The sequence below is a fragment of the Janthinobacterium sp. C22 genome (assembly GCF_057919405.1).
Map to the genome: position 1 here is coordinate 1,778,349 of NZ_CP193659.1, position 17,206 is coordinate 1,795,554.

General features: G+C 66.3%; 18 protein-coding genes. 15 read left to right on the forward strand and 3 right to left on the reverse strand.

The genetic code is table 11. The features are described from left to right. Positions 1 to 2: 2 nt before the first annotated feature. The 12 genes from ACRHIG_RS08180 (at position 3) to eutC (ending at position 10,965) form a co-directional block, all read left to right on the forward strand. Positions 3 to 1,040, forward strand: coding sequence for an NAD-dependent epimerase/dehydratase family protein (locus tag ACRHIG_RS08180; RefSeq protein ID WP_489629876.1), 1,038 nt, complete (start codon positions 3 to 5; stop codon positions 1,038 to 1,040). Then, the gene (locus tag ACRHIG_RS08185; protein ID WP_475417341.1) at positions 1,033 to 1,863 is read left to right on the forward strand and encodes an MBL fold metallo-hydrolase; all 831 of its coding nucleotides are present in this window, start codon (positions 1,033 to 1,035) and stop codon (positions 1,861 to 1,863) included. Before ACRHIG_RS08180 ends, ACRHIG_RS08185 begins: the two co-directional genes overlap by 8 nt. After that, the gene (locus ACRHIG_RS08190; RefSeq protein WP_489629877.1) at positions 1,860 to 2,555 is read left to right on the forward strand and encodes a F390 synthetase-related protein; all 696 of its coding nucleotides are present in this window, start codon (positions 1,860 to 1,862) and stop codon (positions 2,553 to 2,555) included. Before ACRHIG_RS08185 ends, ACRHIG_RS08190 begins: the two co-directional genes overlap by 4 nt. Beyond that, on the forward strand, positions 2,519 to 3,181 hold the full coding sequence (locus ACRHIG_RS08195; RefSeq protein ID WP_489629878.1) for a hypothetical protein: 663 nt from the start codon (positions 2,519 to 2,521) through the stop codon (positions 3,179 to 3,181). The genes ACRHIG_RS08190 and ACRHIG_RS08195 overlap by 37 nt, the downstream gene beginning before the upstream one ends. Positions 3,182 to 3,192: 11 nt before the next feature. Beyond that, positions 3,193 to 3,816: a phosphatase PAP2 family protein gene (locus ACRHIG_RS08200; RefSeq protein WP_489629879.1), complete on the forward strand. Its 624-nt coding sequence runs from the start codon at positions 3,193 to 3,195 to the stop codon at positions 3,814 to 3,816. Continuing rightward, entirely contained in the window at positions 3,813 to 4,928 is a 1,116-nt protein-coding gene (locus ACRHIG_RS08205; protein WP_489629880.1) for a sterol desaturase family protein, read from the forward strand. Before ACRHIG_RS08200 ends, ACRHIG_RS08205 begins: the two co-directional genes overlap by 4 nt. Then, positions 4,925 to 6,031, forward strand: a complete 1,107-nt coding sequence (locus tag ACRHIG_RS08210) for a fatty acid desaturase family protein (RefSeq protein WP_489629881.1) — start codon at positions 4,925 to 4,927, stop codon at positions 6,029 to 6,031. Before ACRHIG_RS08205 ends, ACRHIG_RS08210 begins: the two co-directional genes overlap by 4 nt. 67 nt (positions 6,032 to 6,098) lie before the next feature. Beyond that, positions 6,099 to 6,653 (forward strand): GbsR/MarR family transcriptional regulator, encoded by a 555-nt coding sequence (locus ACRHIG_RS08215; RefSeq protein WP_230539927.1) that lies wholly within the window; start codon positions 6,099 to 6,101, stop codon positions 6,651 to 6,653. Then, a complete protein-coding gene (locus ACRHIG_RS08220) occupies positions 6,650 to 7,291 on the forward strand; it encodes a DUF4166 domain-containing protein (RefSeq protein WP_489629882.1) in 642 nt (213 codons plus the stop codon). The genes ACRHIG_RS08215 and ACRHIG_RS08220 overlap by 4 nt, the downstream gene beginning before the upstream one ends. Next, the gene (locus ACRHIG_RS08225; protein WP_489629883.1) at positions 7,288 to 8,751 is read left to right on the forward strand and encodes a TIGR01777 family oxidoreductase; all 1,464 of its coding nucleotides are present in this window, start codon (positions 7,288 to 7,290) and stop codon (positions 8,749 to 8,751) included. The genes ACRHIG_RS08220 and ACRHIG_RS08225 overlap by 4 nt, the downstream gene beginning before the upstream one ends. Before the next feature lie 43 nt (positions 8,752 to 8,794). Then, the gene (locus ACRHIG_RS08230) at positions 8,795 to 10,183 is read left to right on the forward strand and encodes an ethanolamine ammonia-lyase subunit EutB (RefSeq protein ID WP_489629884.1); all 1,389 of its coding nucleotides are present in this window, start codon (positions 8,795 to 8,797) and stop codon (positions 10,181 to 10,183) included. A gap of 8 nt (positions 10,184 to 10,191) precedes the next feature. Further along, the gene (gene eutC, locus ACRHIG_RS08235) at positions 10,192 to 10,965 is read left to right on the forward strand and encodes an ethanolamine ammonia-lyase subunit EutC (protein WP_489629885.1); all 774 of its coding nucleotides are present in this window, start codon (positions 10,192 to 10,194) and stop codon (positions 10,963 to 10,965) included. Here the strand turns inward: eutC and tsaD are convergent, their stop codons facing one another. Further along, entirely contained in the window at positions 10,966 to 12,006 is a 1,041-nt protein-coding gene (gene tsaD, locus ACRHIG_RS08240; protein WP_070287772.1) for a tRNA (adenosine(37)-N6)-threonylcarbamoyltransferase complex transferase subunit TsaD, read from the reverse strand. 210 nt (positions 12,007 to 12,216) lie between these two features. Between tsaD and ACRHIG_RS08245 the strand changes: the two genes are divergently transcribed. Then, a complete protein-coding gene (locus tag ACRHIG_RS08245) occupies positions 12,217 to 12,624 on the forward strand; it encodes a nitrite reductase (NAD(P)H) small subunit (protein ID WP_489629886.1) in 408 nt (135 codons plus the stop codon). 150 nt (positions 12,625 to 12,774) lie between these two features. Here ACRHIG_RS08245 and ACRHIG_RS08250 read toward each other — a convergent pair whose 3' ends face one another. Continuing rightward, positions 12,775 to 13,836 carry a 3-deoxy-7-phosphoheptulonate synthase gene (locus ACRHIG_RS08250; protein ID WP_489629887.1) on the reverse strand — a complete coding sequence of 354 codons (1,062 nt, stop codon included), beginning with the start codon at positions 13,834 to 13,836 and terminating at the stop codon, positions 12,775 to 12,777. Positions 13,837 to 13,986: 150 nt separating this feature from the next. Further along, the gene (locus tag ACRHIG_RS08255; protein WP_489629888.1) at positions 13,987 to 14,664 is read right to left on the reverse strand and encodes a hypothetical protein; all 678 of its coding nucleotides are present in this window, start codon (positions 14,662 to 14,664) and stop codon (positions 13,987 to 13,989) included. Between the two features lie 159 nt (positions 14,665 to 14,823). Between ACRHIG_RS08255 and ybiB the strand changes: the two genes are divergently transcribed. Beyond that, entirely contained in the window at positions 14,824 to 15,813 is a 990-nt protein-coding gene (gene ybiB, locus ACRHIG_RS08260) for a DNA-binding protein YbiB (RefSeq protein ID WP_489629889.1), read from the forward strand. A 56-nt stretch (positions 15,814 to 15,869) separates the two neighbouring features. Continuing rightward, on the forward strand, positions 15,870 to 17,084 hold the full coding sequence (locus ACRHIG_RS08265) for a BaiN/RdsA family NAD(P)/FAD-dependent oxidoreductase (RefSeq protein WP_489629890.1): 1,215 nt from the start codon (positions 15,870 to 15,872) through the stop codon (positions 17,082 to 17,084). Positions 17,085 to 17,206 lie beyond the last annotated feature (122 nt).

Below are 17,206 nucleotides of genomic sequence, written 5' to 3' on the forward strand. Positions count from 1 at the left end.
CGATGAGGCGGATTCTGGTCACGGGAGCGACGGGCGGCTTGGGGCGCAATGCCGTGCGCACCCTGCTGGCGCAGGGCGTGGAAGTGCGCGCCACGGGCCGCAACGCCGCCGTGGGCCGCGAGCTGGAACGCATGGGCGCGCAATTCGTGGCGCTCGACCTGGCGCAAGCCACCCCGCGCCAGGTCGACGAGCTGGTGCGCGGCATGGACGCCGTCTGGCACTGCGCCGCGCTGTCGTCGCCGTGGGGCGCGGAACGCGACTTCATCGCCGCCAACGTCACGGCCACGGCCCAGCTGCTGCGCGCGGCCGCCAGCCTGCACGTGGCGCGCTTCGTGCACATCTCCACCCCGGCCATCTATTTCGATTACCACAACCGCTACGAGGTGCCGGAAACCTTCCGCCCCGATGTCTTCGTCAACGCGTACGCGCGCTCCAAGGCGATGGCGGAAAAACTGGTGCAGGAGTGCGTCGACCGCCACCGCGGCATGACATGCGTGATCCTGCGCCCGCGCGCCATCTTCGGCCCGCACGACCAGGTCTTGATTCCGCGCCTGGCGCGCGTGCTGCGGGAGCGCGGCGGCAAGCTGCCGCTGCCCAATGGCGGCGCGGCCACCATCGACGTCACCTATGTCGACAATGTCGTGCACGCGATGTGGCTGGCCACCGTGCACAAGACCATCGCTTCGGGCGCCGCCTTCAACATCACGAATGGCGAGCCGGCGCGCCTGTGCGACATTTTGCGCACCTTGTTTTGCGACCACCTGCAGCAGCCGTTCGAGATCGTCAGCGTGCCGTACCGCGTGCTGGCGCTGGCGGCGCGCCTGATGCAGTTCGCCTCGCGCTTCACGCGCCGGGAGCCCTCATTGACGCCCTACAGCATCGGCGCGCTCAGTTTCGACATGACGCTCGATAATGCCAAGGCGCGCAAGGTGCTCGGCTACCGCCCCGTCGTCAGCCTGCAGGACGGCATCGCCCGCACGGCGCAATGGATGCGCCAGGAAGCGGCGGCGCACAAGGTGGGCAAGGAGCGCAATGGCTAGCATCACCGCATTTCGCGTCGGCCACTGCACCCATCCTTCGTGCATGGTCTTGAAAGGCAGCGGGCTGGCCAGCCGCTGCTTCCCTTCGCGCGCCTACCTGATAGCGACGCGCGCGGGCCTGTACCTGTGGGACACCGGATACGCCGAACACTTCCGCGCCGCCACGTCGAAAGGCGTGTACCGCATGTACGCGTGGGTGACGCCGATTGCGTTCGACGAGAACGAGTCGCTGCACGGCCAGCTGCGCGCGCATGGCGTATCGCCCGGCGATATCCACACCTTGCTGCTGTCGCACTTCCACGCCGATCATATCGCCGGCCTGCGCGACTTTCCCGGCGCGCGGCTGATGGCCTCGAAAACGGGCTGGGACGCCGTGCGGGGTTTGTCCGGCGTGGCCGCCGTGCGCCAGGCCTTCGTGCCCGAGCTGCTGCCAAACGATATCGCTGACCGCCTGGCATTTGTCGAAAGCGTGCCCGAGACGGCCTTGCCGGCCGCCTTGCTGCCGTTCACGCACGGGCGCGACGTCAGCGGCACGGGCGAGATCTACATCGTCGACTTGCCCGGCCACGCCATCGGGCATATCGGCGCCTTCGTGCTGCAGGACGGCGGCTGGACCTTGCTGGCGTCGGACGCGGCCTGGGTGCCGGAAAGCTTCCAGCAGCTGCGCGGACCGTCCGAACTGTCGTTCCTCATCCAGCACAAGCGCGCGCCGTATTATGAGACGTTGAACCGCCTGCACCAGCTGCACCAGTCGGGCCAGGCGCAGATCCGCATCACGCATGAAGATACCAACGATTATTTGCCAGTGGCGGGCCGCCCGTGAAGCGTATTGTCTGGCTGTTGCTGTCGTACTGGCGCACGCGCCGCCTGCGTTTTGCCGACCGCGCGCAGCTGGACGCCTACCAGCACAAGCAGCTGGCCCGTTTCATCGATGTGCTGTGCGCCCGCAGCACGTATTTTGCGCCGTTCCGCAAGCTGCCGCTGGCGCAGTGGCCGACGATGAACAAGGCGCTGATGCTCGAGCATTTCGATGCCATGAATACCGAGGGAATCACGTTGGCGCAGGCGATGGATGCGGCCATGGCGGCCGAGCATAGCCGCGACTTCACGCCGGCCGTCGGCGACATCACGGTGGGATTATCCTCTGGCACGTCGTCGCGGCGCGCCGTATTTACCGTCAGCCCCCGCGAAAAGGCCCAATGGGCGGGCGTGATGCTGGCCAAGGCGCTGCCTGACGGCCTGTTTTCCGGCGAAAAGGTGGCGCTGTTCCTGCGCGCGAACAGCAATCTGTACACGGCCGTGCGCTCGCCGTGGCTCACGTTTGCCTTCTACGACCTGTTCGCACCGTTCGACAGCCTGTGCGCGCAGCTGGCGCGCTATCAACCTTCCGTGATCGTCGCGCCGGCCCAGGTGCTGCGCCAGCTGGCCTTGCGCGTCATCGATGGCAGCCTGGCGCTGGCGCCGAAAAAGTCATCTCCGTGGCCGAAGTGCTGGAAGCGCAGGACCGCGCGCTGATCGTGCAGGCGTTCGGCGCCGTGCATGAAATCTACCAGGCCACCGAGGGTTTCCTCGCCAGCAGCTGCGAACACGGCGTGCTGCACCTGAACGAGGAATATGTGCACATCGAACCGCAATGGCTCGATGCGGAGCAGCGCCGTTTCGTGCCCGTGATTACGGACTTCACGCGCATCACGCAGCCCATCGTGCGCTACCGCCTCGACGACATCCTGGTCGCGCGCGCCACGCCATGCCCGTGCGGCCGCGCCACGCGCGCCATCGACGGCATTGAAGGGCGCTGCGACGACATGCTGCTTTTGCCATCCTTGCCATCCCTAGCATCCATGTTGTCGGCGAACGGCGGCGCCCCCGTCGCCGTGTTTGCCGACGTCTTGACGCGGGCCTTCGCGCAAGCCTTGCCGGCGGACGCCGATTACCGCCTGCTGCAGTCGGGCGACAGCGCCTTGCAGCTGCACGCGGCCCTCGACGACGCTGGCCTGGCCGCCCTGCGCGATCACCTGGCAACGGTGCTGCGCGGCCTGGGCGTGGCCGTCGACAGCCTGGCCTGGACGACGAGCGGCGAATTGCCTCCCTTTGACCCCACCATGAAACGGCGCCGCATCCGGCGCCTTGCGACTGCATGAATCCTTCTCCCATGAGTGTACGCTGCCGCCTGCTGCATTTGCTGGCCGGCTGGGGCAGCGTCGGCCTCGTGTATTTTTCCAGCGACGTGCTGCAAGGGCAGGGCGTGCTGCTGCCGGAAACGGCGCTCGACCGCGCCATTCCCTACACGGATGCCGCCATCTGGCTGTACCTGTCGTTCTTCATCCTGATCCCCTACGCCTACCTGGCGGCCGATGCGGCCCGCGTGCGCTGGCTGGCGCGCGCCATGGCGCTTTCCGCGCTGGCCTGCGGCGTGGTCTTCCTGCTGTATCCGACCACGCTCGCATATCCGCCCGTGGGCGACGGTGCCGCCTGGAGCACGCAGGCGCTGCGCCTGCTGCAGGCGGCGGACTCCGCGCAAAACTGCCTGCCCTCGCTGCATGGCGCCCTGACCCTGCTGTGCGTGTGGGCCTTGTGCGACAGGCGCCGCCTGCTGCGCTCCGCGCTGGCCCTGGTGCTGGGCGTGGCGATCTGCTACGCCATCATCGCGCTGCGCCGGCACGTGAGCATCGACCTGGCCGCCGGCCTGGCTGTCGGCGTGGCGGGCGGCATGCTGGCGAAAATGCAGGTATTCTGGATGGCTCGCCGCGCCATTTCCACTGAAACCGCATCATGATGAACCCCTTTGCCCTCTCTTTCCTTGTCATGCTGGCCTTCGTGCTGGCTGAACTGCTGATCCTCAAATGGGTGCGCAAGACCCCGGTGCCGTGGAAGGACGTGATCTTCAACCTCAATTCCGGCCACATCCTGATGTGGGTGTTCCGCGGCGTGGAAGTGGCGGCCTTCGCCCTGCTGCTGCGCCATGTGAACCTGCACATCGTCGACCAGTGGCCCGTGGCGGCGCAGTGGGTGTTCGCGTTTTTTGCCTGGGACCTGTGCTTTTACTGGATGCACCGGCTGCACCATAAGATCCCCCTGCTGTGGGCCGTGCACGTGGTGCACCACCAGGGCGAGCATTTCAACCTGTCGCTGGGCGTGCGCAATTCCTGGTATTCGTCGCTGACGAATTTCCCGTTCATCGCCATCCTGGCCGTGCTGGGCGTGCCGCTGGAAATCTTCCTCGTCGTCTCATCCCTGCATTACACGGTGCAGTTCTACAACCACAATGCGCTGGTGAACAAGTCCGGCATCCTCGATAGCTTCATGGTCACGCCCTCGCACCACCGCGTGCACCATGGCACCGATAAACGCTACATCAACCGCAATTTCGGCGGCACCCTGCTGCTGTGGGACAGGCTGTTCGGCAGCTTCCAGCCCGAACTCGAGGGCGTGGAAATGCGCTATGGCGTGAAGGGCATGACACCCACGCACAATCCCCTGCTGGCCAGCAACGGCAAACTGTTCAAGTGGCTGCGCGCGCGCTCTCCCCACTGGCAGTCGCGCGGCACTTTCGAGGTGCCCGAGCTGTTCATCGGTATCGGCGGCGTGATTTTGTTTGGCCTGGTGATCTATTACGTCAATCACGAAGCGGTGCTGGCCGGCGCGCAGCAAGCCATCCTGTTCGCGCTGATCTTTGGCGGCACCCTGGCGCTGGGCGGCCTGTCGGATGCGCGCCGCTGGGGCGCCATTGCCTGGGTGGCCATCGCCGTGGCCATGCCCGTGCTGTTCCTCGGCTGGTATGGCGCGCGCGACGTGTGGGGCATGGTGTTCCTTGCCGCGCTGCTGGCGCATGGCCTCGACGGCGCGCGCCGCCTGTGGTGGCCGGCCGCGGCGGGGACGCGCGCGTGAGCCAGCTTCCCCCGCTGCGCTTCCAGCCCGCCCGCGATTCCGCCTTCCGCCGCGAACTGCGCGCGCGCGCCGACGCCTACCTGGCGGCCCAAGGAAAGCACCGCTTCGGCGACTGGCGCCTGCACGCGAAAACCGTCTTCCTGGCCGCGCTGGCGGCGGGGCTGTATGCGCTGGCCTTGAGCGCCGGCAGCACCTGGCCGTTTGTCGCCAGCTATGTCGCCTGCCTGGTGGCGGCCATGGCGCTGGCCATGAATACCCTGCACGACGCGGCCCACAGCGCCGTCTTCCGCCAGGGACGCCTGAATCGCATCCTGATCCGCCTGGTGGGCTTGCCCGTGGGCGTGGACACGGATTTCTGGACCATCCGCCACGTGCATTTCCATCACACGTATGCGAACGTGGAAGGCTATGACCTCGACACGGAACCGAACCCCTTCCTGCGCCAGACGCCGTTCCAACGCTGGTCGCCCCAGTACCGCTATCAATACCTGTACTGGCCCGTGGTGGCGGCCCTGTCGCTGCCGTATCTGAACTGGTATGGCGACTGGCTGGACCGCTTCGGCAAGACGCCCGTGGCCGCGCATAGCCGCCTGCAGGGCTGGCGCGGCTGGATCTCCTTCCTGGGCTGGAAGCTGGGCCACGTGGCGCTGGTGCTGGCCCTGCCCATGTGGGTGCTGCAGCAGCACGGCATCGGCTGGGGCGTGGTGCTGGGTGCGTATTTCCTGGGCCAGATGCTCGCCTCGTGCGCGCTGGTGGCGCTGATCCTCGGCACGCACTGGGCTGAAGTGGAATTCTTCCAGCCGGGGCAGGACGGCACCTTGCCGCACGACTGGTACCAGCACACGTTTTACACGGCCTGCGACTGGACGCCGAAACCGCGCGCGCTGCGCTGGCTAGGCTACTGGCTCGGCGGATTGAATCTGCACCTGACGCACCATTTGTTCCCCACCTGGAACCACCGCCATTATCCGGCGCTAGCGCGCATCCTGGCCGAACTGGCGCCGCGCCACGGCCTCGTCTACCGCGAACTCGGTTACGGCCAGCTGCACGCCTCGCAGCAAGCCTTCCTGCGCGCCATGGGCCAGCCGCCCGCCCAGTCCTGACGAATCGCGCTTGACTGGTTTTCTGTTTCGTCTTACATTTCTGTAACGACAGAAATAAGAGAAAACCATGGAATTGAGTCCGACCACGCAAAAGTATATTTTGCACTGGGGTGAAATGGGCACCCGCTGGGGCGTCAACCGCACGGTGGCGCAGATCCACGCGCTGCTGTTCCTGGCGAATGCACCGCTGACGGCGGAAGACATCGCGGCCAGCCTGAACGTGGCCCGCTCGAACGTCAGCAACAGCCTGAAGGAATTGCAAAGCTGGGGCCTGGCGCGCATCACGCACGTGATGGGGGACCGGCGCGACCATTTCGTTGCCCTGCAGGATGTATGGGAAATCTTCCGCGTCATCATGGAGGAGCGCAAGCGGCGCGAGATCGACCCCACCCTGACGGTGCTGCGCGAGTGCGCGATCGAGGGCGAACAGGATGCGGCGATACCGCCAGAAACGCTGGCGCGCATGGGCGAAGTGCTGGCTTTCCTGGAAATGCTCAGTTCCACCTACAGCGACTATAAAAATCTGCCGCCGGCGACCCTGCAGCGCATGCTGTCGATGGGCGGCAAGGTGGCCAAGTTCCTCAGCCCGGAAGACAAGCCGGGCAAGCCGGGAAAAGCATGAACGGCCCATCCGAAGGAGAGCTGTTCAAGAAGGTCATGGGCGAGCGGTGGCTGACCCTGCACCCGGACATCCGCCGCCGCTTCGAGAAAAATCCCGCGCCGGGCCAGCCCCTGTACTACCGGGGCGAACTCAGTGAGCTCACGAGTTCGCGCCTGGGCAAGGTGCTGGGCTGGCTGACGCGGCCCTTCATCGACGGCGCGCTGATCCCGCATGACGACCACGACTTCCCTGTCGATATCGAAGTGTATTCGCGCCCCGGCTGCCCCTTCATCTTCAAGCAGCGCACCTATCGCCTGCATGGGCGCGCACCGATCCGCTTCACGTCCTACATGGCCGAAAGCGCGAAGGGCGAAGTGCTCGAATACGTGGGCATGGGGCTGGGCATGAAGCTCGTCCTGCACGTGGAAGATGGCAACCTGCATTTCACCAGCGACGGCTATTTTTGGGATCTTTTCGGCTGGCGCATGCCGCTGCCCGGCGTGCTCACGCCCGGCAAGACCTATCTGTGCCACCGCAACGACACGCCGCAGCAGTTCAACATCCGCATCGAGATCCGCCACGCCCTGTTCGGCACCACGTTTACCCAGGTCGGCGTGTTCCGCGAATCCGCCGCGCCGGAAATGAAGGAGACACCATGAATACGCATCTGCTGGCCCTGCAACTGATGGCGGCGCAAGGCTGCCTGGGCGCCTTCGACACCATCTACCACCATGAAATCACGGAAGCGCTGCCGCAAAAGGCCTCGGCGCGGCTGGAACTGACCATCCACGCCACCCGCGCCCTGATCTACAGCCTGCTGTTCGTGGGCCTGGCGGCCTGGGAGTGGCACGGCGCCTGGGCCTGGGTGCTGGTCATCGTGTTTGGCGTGGAAATCGTGCTGACCCTGTGGGATTTCGTCGTGGAAGATCAAACCCGCCTCTTGCCCGCCACGGAGCGGGTCACGCACACGGTGCTGGCGATCAACGCGGGCGCCTTCATCGTCCTGCTGGCGCTGAACAGCAGCGAGTGGGCGACCTTGCCGACGGCCCTCGTGTGGCAGCCGTATGGCTGGCTCAGCGTCTTCCTCGCCCTGTGCGGCGTGGGCGTGGGCCTGTCCGGCCTGCGCGACGCGTATGCCGTGTGGCAGCTGGGCCGGCGCAAGGTGCAGGAGCAGCAAGAGCAGGAGGAGCATCTGCGCTTTGCCGCCGCGCCGCAATCCGTGCTGGTGACGGGCGCCACGGGTTTCATCGGCCAGCAGTTGGTCAGCGCCTTGCTGGCCGACGGCCACGCGGTGACGGTGCTGACGCGCCAGCCCAAGCAGGCCGCGTGGACCTTCGATGGCCAGGTGCGTTGCATCGACTCGCTGGACGCATTGTCGGATGCGCAGCGCATCGACATGGTGGTCAACCTGGCCGGCGCGCGCATCGTCGGGCGGCGCTGGACGGAGGCGCGCAAGGCGGCCCTGCGCCGCAGCCGCGTGGCGCTGACGCAGGATCTGGTGGCGTGGATCGCCCGCGCGCAGCACAAGCCGAGGGTACTGCTGTCGGCGTCGGCCATCGGCTACTACGGCGTGCAGCCGCAGGACGATGCGACGGAATTGACGGAGGAGAGCGCGCCGCAAGCCATCTTCATGTCGCAGCTGTGCCAGGAGTGGGAAGCGGCCGCGCGCCAGGCGGAGCAATATGGCGTGCAGGTGGGCTGCATGCGCTTCGGCCTCGTCTTTGGCCACCAGGGTTCGCTGCCGCAGATGCTGCTGCCGATACGCTTCGGCGCGGGCGGCCCGCTGGGCAGCGGCAGGCAGTGGGTCACGTGGGTGCACGTGCGCGACGTCATCCGCGGCATCGCCCATGTGGCGCGCCGCAGCGAAGAGGGTGCGGTGAGCGGCGCGTATAACTTCTGCGCGCCGGAAGCCATCGCGCAGCGCCGCTTCGCCCGGGTGGCGGGCACCGTGCTGCACCGCCCCAGCGTCGTGCCCACGCCGGCCTTCGTCATGCGCGCCTTGCTGGGCGAGCAGGCCGACTTGCTGGTGGAAGGCCAGCGGGTCGCCCCGCGCCGTTTGCTGGCCGACGGCTTTGTCTTCCGCTATCCGCAGCTGGAAGGGGCGTTGCGCAGCCTGTAGCCTGGCGTAGAATGGGCCATTGGGATGCCTTGGAGCACAATCTATGCCCCGCTTCAGCCATACGATAGACAGCCATGTTTACCAGTTCGCCAGCCTGAAGGAGCTGCTGGCCAAGGCCACGCCGCCCCGTTCCGGCGACGTGCTGGCCGGCGTGGCGGCCGCCAGCGCGCGCGAGCGGGTGGCGGCGCAGTTGGCGCTGGCGGACGTGCCGCTGTTGACCTTCCTCAATGAGGCGCTGGTGCCGTATGAAGACGATGAAGTCACGCGCCTGATCGTCGACACCCACGCGCGCGCCGCGTTCGCGCCCATTTCCCACCTGTGCGTGGGCGACTTTCGCGACTGGCTGCTCGATGACGCGACGGACACACCCACGCTGGCGCGTGTCGCGCCCGGCATCACGCCGGAAATGGCCGCCGCCGTCTCGAAACTGATGCGCCTGCAGGACCTGGTGCTGGTGGCCCGCAAGTGCAGGGTCGTCACGGCTTTCCGCAATACCCTGGGGCTGGAAGGGCGCCTGTCCACGCGCTTGCAGCCGAACCACCCGACGGACGACGCCACGGGGATTGCCGCGTCGATGCTCGACGGCCTGCTGCTGGGCAGCGGCGACGCCGTGATCGGCATCAATCCCGCCACCGACAATGTGGCGCAGGTGGTTGCGCTGCTGCAGCTGCTCGACGCCGTCATCGATCAATATCAGATTCCCACGCAGTCCTGCGTGCTGACGCACATTACCAATACGCTCGAAGCGATACGCCGCGGCGCGCCCGTCGACCTGGTGTTCCAGTCGGTGGCGGGCACGCAGGCGGCCAACCGCAGCTTCGGCATCGACTTGTCTCTGCTGGCCGAGGGGCAGGCGGCGGCCCTGTCGCTGGGACGCGGCACGGTGGGCAGCAACGTCATGTATTTCGAGACGGGCCAGGGCAGCGCCCTGTCGGCCGGCGCCCACCACGGCATGGACCAGCAGACGTGCGAGGCGCGCGCGTATGCGGTGGCGCGCGCGTATCAACCGCTGCTGGTCAATTCGGTGGTGGGTTTCATCGGCCCGGAATACCTGTACGACGGCAAGCAGATCCTGCGCGCGGGGCTGGAAGACCATTTCTGCGCCAAGCTGCTGGGCCTGCCCATGGGCTGCGACGTGTGCTACACCAACCACGCGGAAGCGGACCAGGACGACATGGACGCCTTGTTGACCATGCTGGGCGTGGCCGGCTGCAATTTCATCATGGGCGTGCCGGGCGCGGACGACATCATGCTCGGCTACCAGAGCACCTCGTTCCACGACGCCCTGTATGCGCGCCGCGTGCTGGGCCTGCGCCCCGCGCCCGAATTCGCGGCCTGGCTGGCGCGCATGCGGATCACGGATGCGCAGGGAAATCTGAACGTGGCGCTGGCGCCGGCCTTCCAGGCGGCCCTGCTGCGCCTGGAAGATTAGGAGGATACATGGACGAGAAAACCCCGTGGCAAACGCTGCGCGCGCATACGGCGGCGCGCATCGCGCTGGGGCGCCGCGGCGTAAGCGTGCCGGCCCGCGCGCAGCTGGAGTTCCAGCTGGCCCATGCGCAGGCGCGCGACGCCGTGCACCTGGCCCTCGATGGCGAAGCGCTGGCAAGCGCACTGGCCGCGCAGGGGCAAGCCTGCGTGCAGCTGCACAGCGCCGCCGTCACGCGCGCCGACTACCTGCAGCGCCCCGACCTGGGGCGCCGGCTCGACGACGCTTCACGGGTGCGCCTGGCCGCAGGGACGACGGGAGTGGATCTGGCGCTGGTGGCGGCCGATGGCCTGTCGGCGCTGGCGATACAACGCCACGCGGCGCCGTTCCTGGCCGCCCTGCGCGCACGGCTGGCGCTGGAAGCGTGGACGCTGTCGCCCGTGCACATCGTGGCGCAGGGACGCGTGGCCGTCGGCGACGAGGTGGGGGAATTGATAAAAGCGCGGGCCGTGCTGGTGTTGATCGGCGAGCGGCCGGGCTTGAGTTCCCCGGACAGCCTGGGCCTGTACCTGACGTGGGCGCCCAAGGCAGGCTTGCTGGACGAGCGCCGCAACTGCATCTCGAACGTGCGCCCGGAAGGGCTGGCGTATGCGCCGGCCGCGTACCGGCTGCACTACCTGCTGTCGCAGGCGTTCAGCCGGCAGTTGTCGGGCGTGGCATTGAAGGATGAGACGGTGGAAGAGGGCGCGGCCCTGGCGGGCGCGCGCAATTTCCTGCTGGCGTGATCAGACTTCGCGGATTTCGTCCAGCGGCCAGCGCGGGCGCACGTTGAACGAGTAATCGTGCTTGGCGGCGGCCGGGTTGATCTGCAGGCGCATGGCGCCGGCAAAGGCGATCATGGCGCCGTTGTCGGTACAGAATTCCAGCTCCGGGTAATACACCTTGAAACGCTTCTTGGCGGCGGCCGCGTTGAGCGAGGCACGCAGCTGCGCGTTGGCGCCCACGCCGCCGGCGATCACCAGGCGCTTCAAGCCCGTGTGCTTGAGGGCCGACACGCATTTGGCGGTCAGCACGTCGACGATGGCGTCGACGAAGCCGCGCGCGATGTTCGCCTTGTCCTGCTCGCAGATATTGGCGATGACTTTTTCTTCATGGTTTTTCACCACGGTCAGCACGGCCGTCTTCAGTCCGGAAAAGCTGAAGTTGAAATCCTTCGAGTGCAGCATGGGGCGCGGCAGCTTATACGCCAGCGGGTCGCCGAATTCGGCCAGGCGCGAAATGGCGGGGCCGCCCGGGTAACCGAGGCCCAGCAGCTTGGCCGACTTGTCGAACGCCTCGCCGGCCGCATCATCCAGGGTTTCGCCCAGCATCGTGTACTGGCCCACGCCATCGACGCGCATCAGTTGCGTGTGGCCGCCCGATACCAGCAGCGCGATGAAGGGGAATTCCGGCGGCTCGGACGCCAGCAGCGGCGACAGCAAATGGCCTTCCAGGTGGTGGATGCCCAGCACCGGCTTGTTGATGGCCAGGCCCAGGCTGCAGGCCACGGACGATCCCACCAGCAGCGCGCCGGCCAGTCCCGGCCCTTGCGTGTAGGCGATGGCGTCGATTTCGGACAGGCCGATGCCGGCCTTCGTCAGGGTCTCTTCCAGCAGCGGGATGGCGCGGCGGATATGGTCGCGCGACGCCAGTTCCGGCACCACGCCGCCGTACTGCTCGTGCATGGCGACTTGCGAATAGAGGGCGTGCGACAGCAGGCCGCGTTGCGTGTCGTACAAGGCCAGGCCGGTTTCGTCACAGGAGGATTCGACGCCAAGAACAATCATGAAGGTACTGAATAGGGAGGAGTAATCCGCCATTGTAAAGGAAAGCCGGGCAGTCCACCGTGCGGCCGGCGCACCATTTCGGCGGCAGTGTGCACTTGCGCAGTGCGCCGCAGGCCGGTTTTGCCCGGGATTGCGGCTGCTCTGCGCCTGGAACGGCACTGGCACCGCTCTTGCTTAGACAGGCGTGTGCCTTTCTCAAGGGAGCTTGCGATGTCGGAACAATGGAAAATGATTTGCCGCCTGAAGGACATGCCGCTGGCGGGCGCGCGCATGGTGCAGCGGGGCCTGGCGTGGCAGGATTTGCCCGGCGTGGCGCTGTTTCGCGCGGCTGACGATACGGTGTACGCGCTGCTCGACACGGTGCCCTGCCTGGGCGGCCCGCTGGCGCACGGGGTGCTGATGGAGAAAAACCTGATGGGGCCGAAGAACGGCTGGATCATCGAGCTCGATTCGGGCCGCCTGGTGGCGCCCGTGCAAGGCATGGCGCGCATGTACGCCGTGCGCATCCTGGACGGGCGCATCTACCTGGACGTCAATGAACTGAATATCCCGGCCAGCAAGGCGGAGCAGGCGCTGGCGGGATCGTTCGCCGTGCTGCCGCATGTGCAGATGGCGTGATGAAGGGAAAAGCAAAAACGGCGCACAGGGCGCCGTTCTTTGTCTGCAGTGATGTGTCGGCTTACGCGCTACGCGCTAAGCCGACCTACGCGGCTCAATTCGTAGGTCGGATTAGGCGCAAAGCGCCGTAATCCGACAACATCGCCGGCATTATTTTGGGCGATTGACCAAATGCGCATGCGCGTCGCGCAGCATGGTGGCCGTCGTGTCCCAGTCGATGCAGCCGTCCGTGACGGAGCAGCCGTAGGTCAGTTGCGACAGGTCTTGCGGGATCTTCTGGTTACCGCCGACGATGTTCGATTCGATCATCACGCCCACCAGCGAGCGGTTGCCCTGGCGGATCTGGTTGACCACGTCGCCCATCACCAGCGGCTGCAGTTCCGGCTTTTTATAGCTGTTCGCGTGCGAGCAGTCGACCACCAGGTTGGCGGGCAGCTTGGCCTTGGCCAGTGCCTGTTCGGCGATGGCGATCGAGACGGAATCGTAGTTCGGACGGCCGTCGCCGCCGCGCAGCACCACGTGGCCATACGCGTTGCCGCGCGTGCGCACGATGGCGACGTTGCCTTCGCCGTTGATGCCCAGGAAGGAGTGCGGGTGCGCGGACGACAAAATCGCGTTGACGGCGATGCTGATGTCGCCGTCGGTGCCGTTCTTGAAGCCGACCGGTGTCGACAGGCCCGACGACATTTCGCGGTGCGTCTGCGATTCGGTGGTGCGCGCGCCGATGGCGGTCCAGGCGATCAGGTCGCCCAGGTATTGCGGCGAGATGGGGTCCAGCGCTTCGGTGGCGGTGGGCAGGCCCAGTTCGCACACGTCGAGCAGGAACTGGCGCGCCTTTTCCATGCCTTCGTTGACCTTGAACGAATCGTCCATGTACGGGTCGTTGATATAGCCCTTCCAGCCCGTGGTGGTACGCGGTTTTTCGAAATACACGCGCATCACCAGCAGCATCGTATCCTTGACTTCCTCTTGCAGCGCTTTCAGGCGGCGCGCGTAATCGAGGCCGGCGACGGGGTCGTGGATCGAGCACGGACCGACGACGACGAACAGGCGCTGGTCCTTGCGGTCGATGATGTTGCGCAGCGCTTCGCGGCCGCGGCTGACGGTGTCGAAGGCGCTCTCCGACAGGGGCAGCTTGGCGTGCAGTTCGGCCGGTGTCGGCATGGGCGCGAAAGAGGTGACGTTGATATTTTCGATGTCTGGCGTATTCATGATTCTGGCTCGGCTTTCGCTATTGCGTTCTTTAAGAGGCAATAGTGTAGCGGAAATGCGGCCTGGCGGCGGGGATGGGGCCAAAACGGGAATGCATGAGTTGTTTTTATGGCAGGGCCGGCACGCCGCCGGCCCCTTGCCGCCGGGCGCTCAGCGGCCGCCGGCCAGGCTGGCGCCAACGCTGTAGCGGGCGATGCGCTGGTAGTTGCCGGCCAGCTCGGGCGGCCGGGGCAGGCCGGGATGGCGCCGCACATGCGCGAGGATGGCCGTTTCATGCTGGCGTATCTGCGCGTCCAGGCAGGCGATTTGCTGGCGCAACAGGGCGTGCAGCGCATGCTGGCCAGCCTGCAGATGGGCATCGAGGCGCGCCGACTCCTGCTTGCGCACGCCTACAATGGCGTGCAGGCGGCGCAGCCACAGGCGCAGTTCCACGTAGGCGGGCGAGGGCGGCGTCCAGCCAGCGGGGCGTTTGTCCTCGCAGTAATTGGCCAGCACCACGGCGCCGTGCGCCGCGTTCTCGGGCAAGCCTTGGCCGCGCAGATAGTCTGCCATCTGCGCGGGCTGGGCGTCGCAGACCAGCATGCCCATGTCCGCCAGCGCGCGGGCCGGCGTCTCGCTGTACGGGGCGTCGAGGCGCATGCAGACGCGCAAGCCCATGACGGGCACGTCGTTCCTTTGCAGCCAGCTGCGCAGCCAGCGGTAGCCGGCCATATCGTTTTCCAACACCTTGCACAGCACGTCGCCGCCCGAGCGCAGCACGGCTTTCAGCAGCAGCTTGCCCGTTTCGATGCCGACGAAGGCAGTTTCCTGTTTGATCGCGTGTTCCATGATGAGTTCCCCCCTGTGCAGTCTTATACGCAGCGGCGGCGCGTTTGGATGCAGGCACGAAGCACATTCATCAAAAAATAGCTGGAAAGACTGTTGCATCGGCGCCTATGGCATCCGCCAGCCCGTCTGCAAGGGGAAAAATCCGTGTAAGCTGGCGCCATGACGACTGTTTCCATCCCCCATACCGACGTGGCCGGCGAGCCATTCCCCGCCGCGCGTTTCATTAAAGAAATAGGACGCGGCAAGAACGGCGCGCGCAGCATGACGCGTGACGACGCCTGCGCCCTGTACCGCGCCATGCTCGAGGGCCGCGTGTCGGACCTGGAACTGGGCGGCATTTTGTTGTCGATGCGCATCAAGGGCGAGTCCGTGGACGAGATCGCCGGCTTCCTCGACGCTGCCGAAGCCTCGTTCGCCCCGCTGGCCGCGCCGGCAGGCGCGTTCGCCCCGATCATCATTCCCAGCTACAACGGCGCACGCAAGATGGCCAACCTGACGGCCTTGCTGGCGCTGCTGCTGGCGCGGGCCGGCGCACCCGTGCTCGTGCATGGCGTGACCAGCGACCCGGGCCGCATCACGACGGCCGAAGTGCTGGCCGCGCTGGGCGTGCCCGCCTCGCTCGACCATGCGCAAGCCGAGGCCGCCATGGCGCGCGGCGAAGCGGCCTTCCTGCCGATCGACGCGCTGGCGCCGCGCCTGGCGCACATGCTGTCGCTGCGGCGCGTGCTGGGCGTGCGCAATTCCACGCACACCCTGGTGAAAATCATGCAGCCGTTCGCCGGGCCCGCCCTGCGCCTGGTGTCGTACACGCATCCCGAATACCTGGAAATGCTCGGTGAGTATTTCCTGACCGCCTGTGATCCCGCGCGCGGCGACGCCTTCCTGATGCGTGGCACGGAGGGAGAAACGGTGGCCAACGCCAACAAGGCGCAGCAGATCGACTGGTTTCACGGCGGCGAACGCACGGTGCTGGTGGAAAAGCAATTACTGGTAGAACTGCCGCATTTGCCGGCCGAGCGCGACGCGGCCACCACGGCCGCCTGGATCGCGGCCGTGCTGCGCGGCGAGCTGCCCGTGCCGCCGTCGATCGCGGAGCAGGTGGAGCAATGCCTGATGGCATCGCGGCAGATTGCGGCACGGCCGCGCTAGCCGCGCCGCCGCAGTTTACAATGGCGTCTTTGTAATCAGCGGTGACCGGAATTCTTATGGCAAAACAATTTGATGTGGCAGTGATCGGCGCGGGCGCGGCCGGCATGATGTGTGCGGCTGTTGCCGCCCAGCAAGGCAAGCGCGTGGTGTTGATCGATCACGCGGCCAAGCTGGCCGAAAAGATCCGCATCTCAGGGGGTGGGCGTTGTAACTTCACCAATATCAACGCCACCCCGCAAAATTTCCTCTCGGAAAACCCGCATTTCTGCAAGAGCGCGCTGTCGCGCTACACGCCGCAGGATTTCCTCGCGCTGGTGAAAAAATACCGGATCGGCTACCACGAAAAGCACAAGGGCCAGCAATTCTGCAATGAATCGGCCGAGCAGATCATCGACATGCTCAAGGACGAGTGCGCCGCCGGCGGTGTGCATTGGCGCATGCCGTGCAAGATCGACAATGTTGCCCAGCAAGCGGACGGCGGCTTCGTGCTGCAGACGGACAGCGGCGACATCGAGACGGCCAGCATCGTCATCGCCACGGGCGGCCTGTCGATCCCGAAGATCGGCGCCACCGACTTTGCCTACCGCATCGCCAAGCAATTCGATCTGGCGATGGTCGAGCCGCGTCCGGCCCTGGTGCCGCTGACGTTCGACCCGGCCAGCTGGGCGCCGTTCGCGGAACTGTCCGGCATCGCGCTGGAAGTGGATGTGGAAACGGGCAGCCTGAAAGGCCGCAAGGCCACGGGTGCGCGTTTCCGCGAAGATTTGCTGTTCACGCATCGCGGCCTGTCGGGCCCGGCGATCCTGCAGATTTCCAGCTACTGGCTGCCGGGCGAGCCCATCGTCATCAACCTGCTGCCGGAAGTGGACGTGGCGCAGACCTTGATCGAAGGCAAGGGCACCCTGAAGAAGCAGCTGGGCAATATCGTCGCCCAATGGCTGCCGCAGCGCCTGGCCGACTGCCTGCTGGCTGTCAACGGCCTGGCGCCGGACGCGCGCATCGCCGACATGCCCGACGCGCAGCTGCGCAAGCTGGGCCAGGCCATCAATGCCTGGTCCATCGTGCCCAACGGTTCCGAAGGCTACCGCAAGGCGGAAGTGACGCGCGGCGGCATCGACACGCGCGAACTGTCGCAGCAGACCATGATGGCCAATAAGGTGCCGGGCCTGTATTTCATCGGCGAGTCGGTCGACGTGACGGGCTGGCTGGGCGGCTACAACTTCCAGTGGGCCTGGGCTTCCGGCGTGGCGGCAGGTATTGCCTTGCAGTAAGCAAGTCTGTAGGATGGGCGCACCGGTGCGTGGTTTACGCCACATTCCGGCAGCGACCTCAGGCTGCATGCCGCACGCAAGTGGGGAGGGGCTTCCCTTTCCGAATAAAAGCTGCTACTATC

Bases quoted from the DNA above. Each gene is read 5' to 3' on its own strand.
- ACRHIG_RS08180 (WP_489629876.1), top strand. From the start codon at position 3: ATGAGGCGGATTCTGGTCACGGGAGCGACGGGCGGCTTGGGGCGCAAT.
- ACRHIG_RS08185 (WP_475417341.1), top strand. From the start codon at position 1,033: ATGGCTAGCATCACCGCATTTCGCGTCGGCCACTGCACCCATCCTTCG.
- ACRHIG_RS08200 (WP_489629879.1), top strand. From the start codon at position 3,193: ATGAGTGTACGCTGCCGCCTGCTGCATTTGCTGGCCGGCTGGGGCAGC.
- ACRHIG_RS08205 (WP_489629880.1), top strand. From the start codon at position 3,813: ATGATGAACCCCTTTGCCCTCTCTTTCCTTGTCATGCTGGCCTTCGTG.
- ACRHIG_RS08215 (WP_230539927.1), top strand. From the start codon at position 6,099: ATGGAATTGAGTCCGACCACGCAAAAGTATATTTTGCACTGGGGTGAA.
- ACRHIG_RS08220 (WP_489629882.1), top strand. From the start codon at position 6,650: ATGAACGGCCCATCCGAAGGAGAGCTGTTCAAGAAGGTCATGGGCGAG.
- ACRHIG_RS08225 (WP_489629883.1), top strand. From the start codon at position 7,288: ATGAATACGCATCTGCTGGCCCTGCAACTGATGGCGGCGCAAGGCTGC.
- ACRHIG_RS08230 (WP_489629884.1), top strand. From the start codon at position 8,795: ATGCCCCGCTTCAGCCATACGATAGACAGCCATGTTTACCAGTTCGCC.
- eutC (WP_489629885.1), top strand. From the start codon at position 10,192: ATGGACGAGAAAACCCCGTGGCAAACGCTGCGCGCGCATACGGCGGCG.
- tsaD (WP_070287772.1), bottom strand. From the start codon at position 12,006: ATGATTGTTCTTGGCGTCGAATCCTCCTGTGACGAAACCGGCCTGGCC.
- ACRHIG_RS08245 (WP_489629886.1), top strand. From the start codon at position 12,217: ATGTCGGAACAATGGAAAATGATTTGCCGCCTGAAGGACATGCCGCTG.
- ACRHIG_RS08250 (WP_489629887.1), bottom strand. From the start codon at position 13,836: ATGAATACGCCAGACATCGAAAATATCAACGTCACCTCTTTCGCGCCC.
- ACRHIG_RS08255 (WP_489629888.1), bottom strand. From the start codon at position 14,664: ATGGAACACGCGATCAAACAGGAAACTGCCTTCGTCGGCATCGAAACG.
- ybiB (WP_489629889.1), top strand. From the start codon at position 14,824: ATGACGACTGTTTCCATCCCCCATACCGACGTGGCCGGCGAGCCATTC.
- ACRHIG_RS08265 (WP_489629890.1), top strand. From the start codon at position 15,870: ATGGCAAAACAATTTGATGTGGCAGTGATCGGCGCGGGCGCGGCCGGC.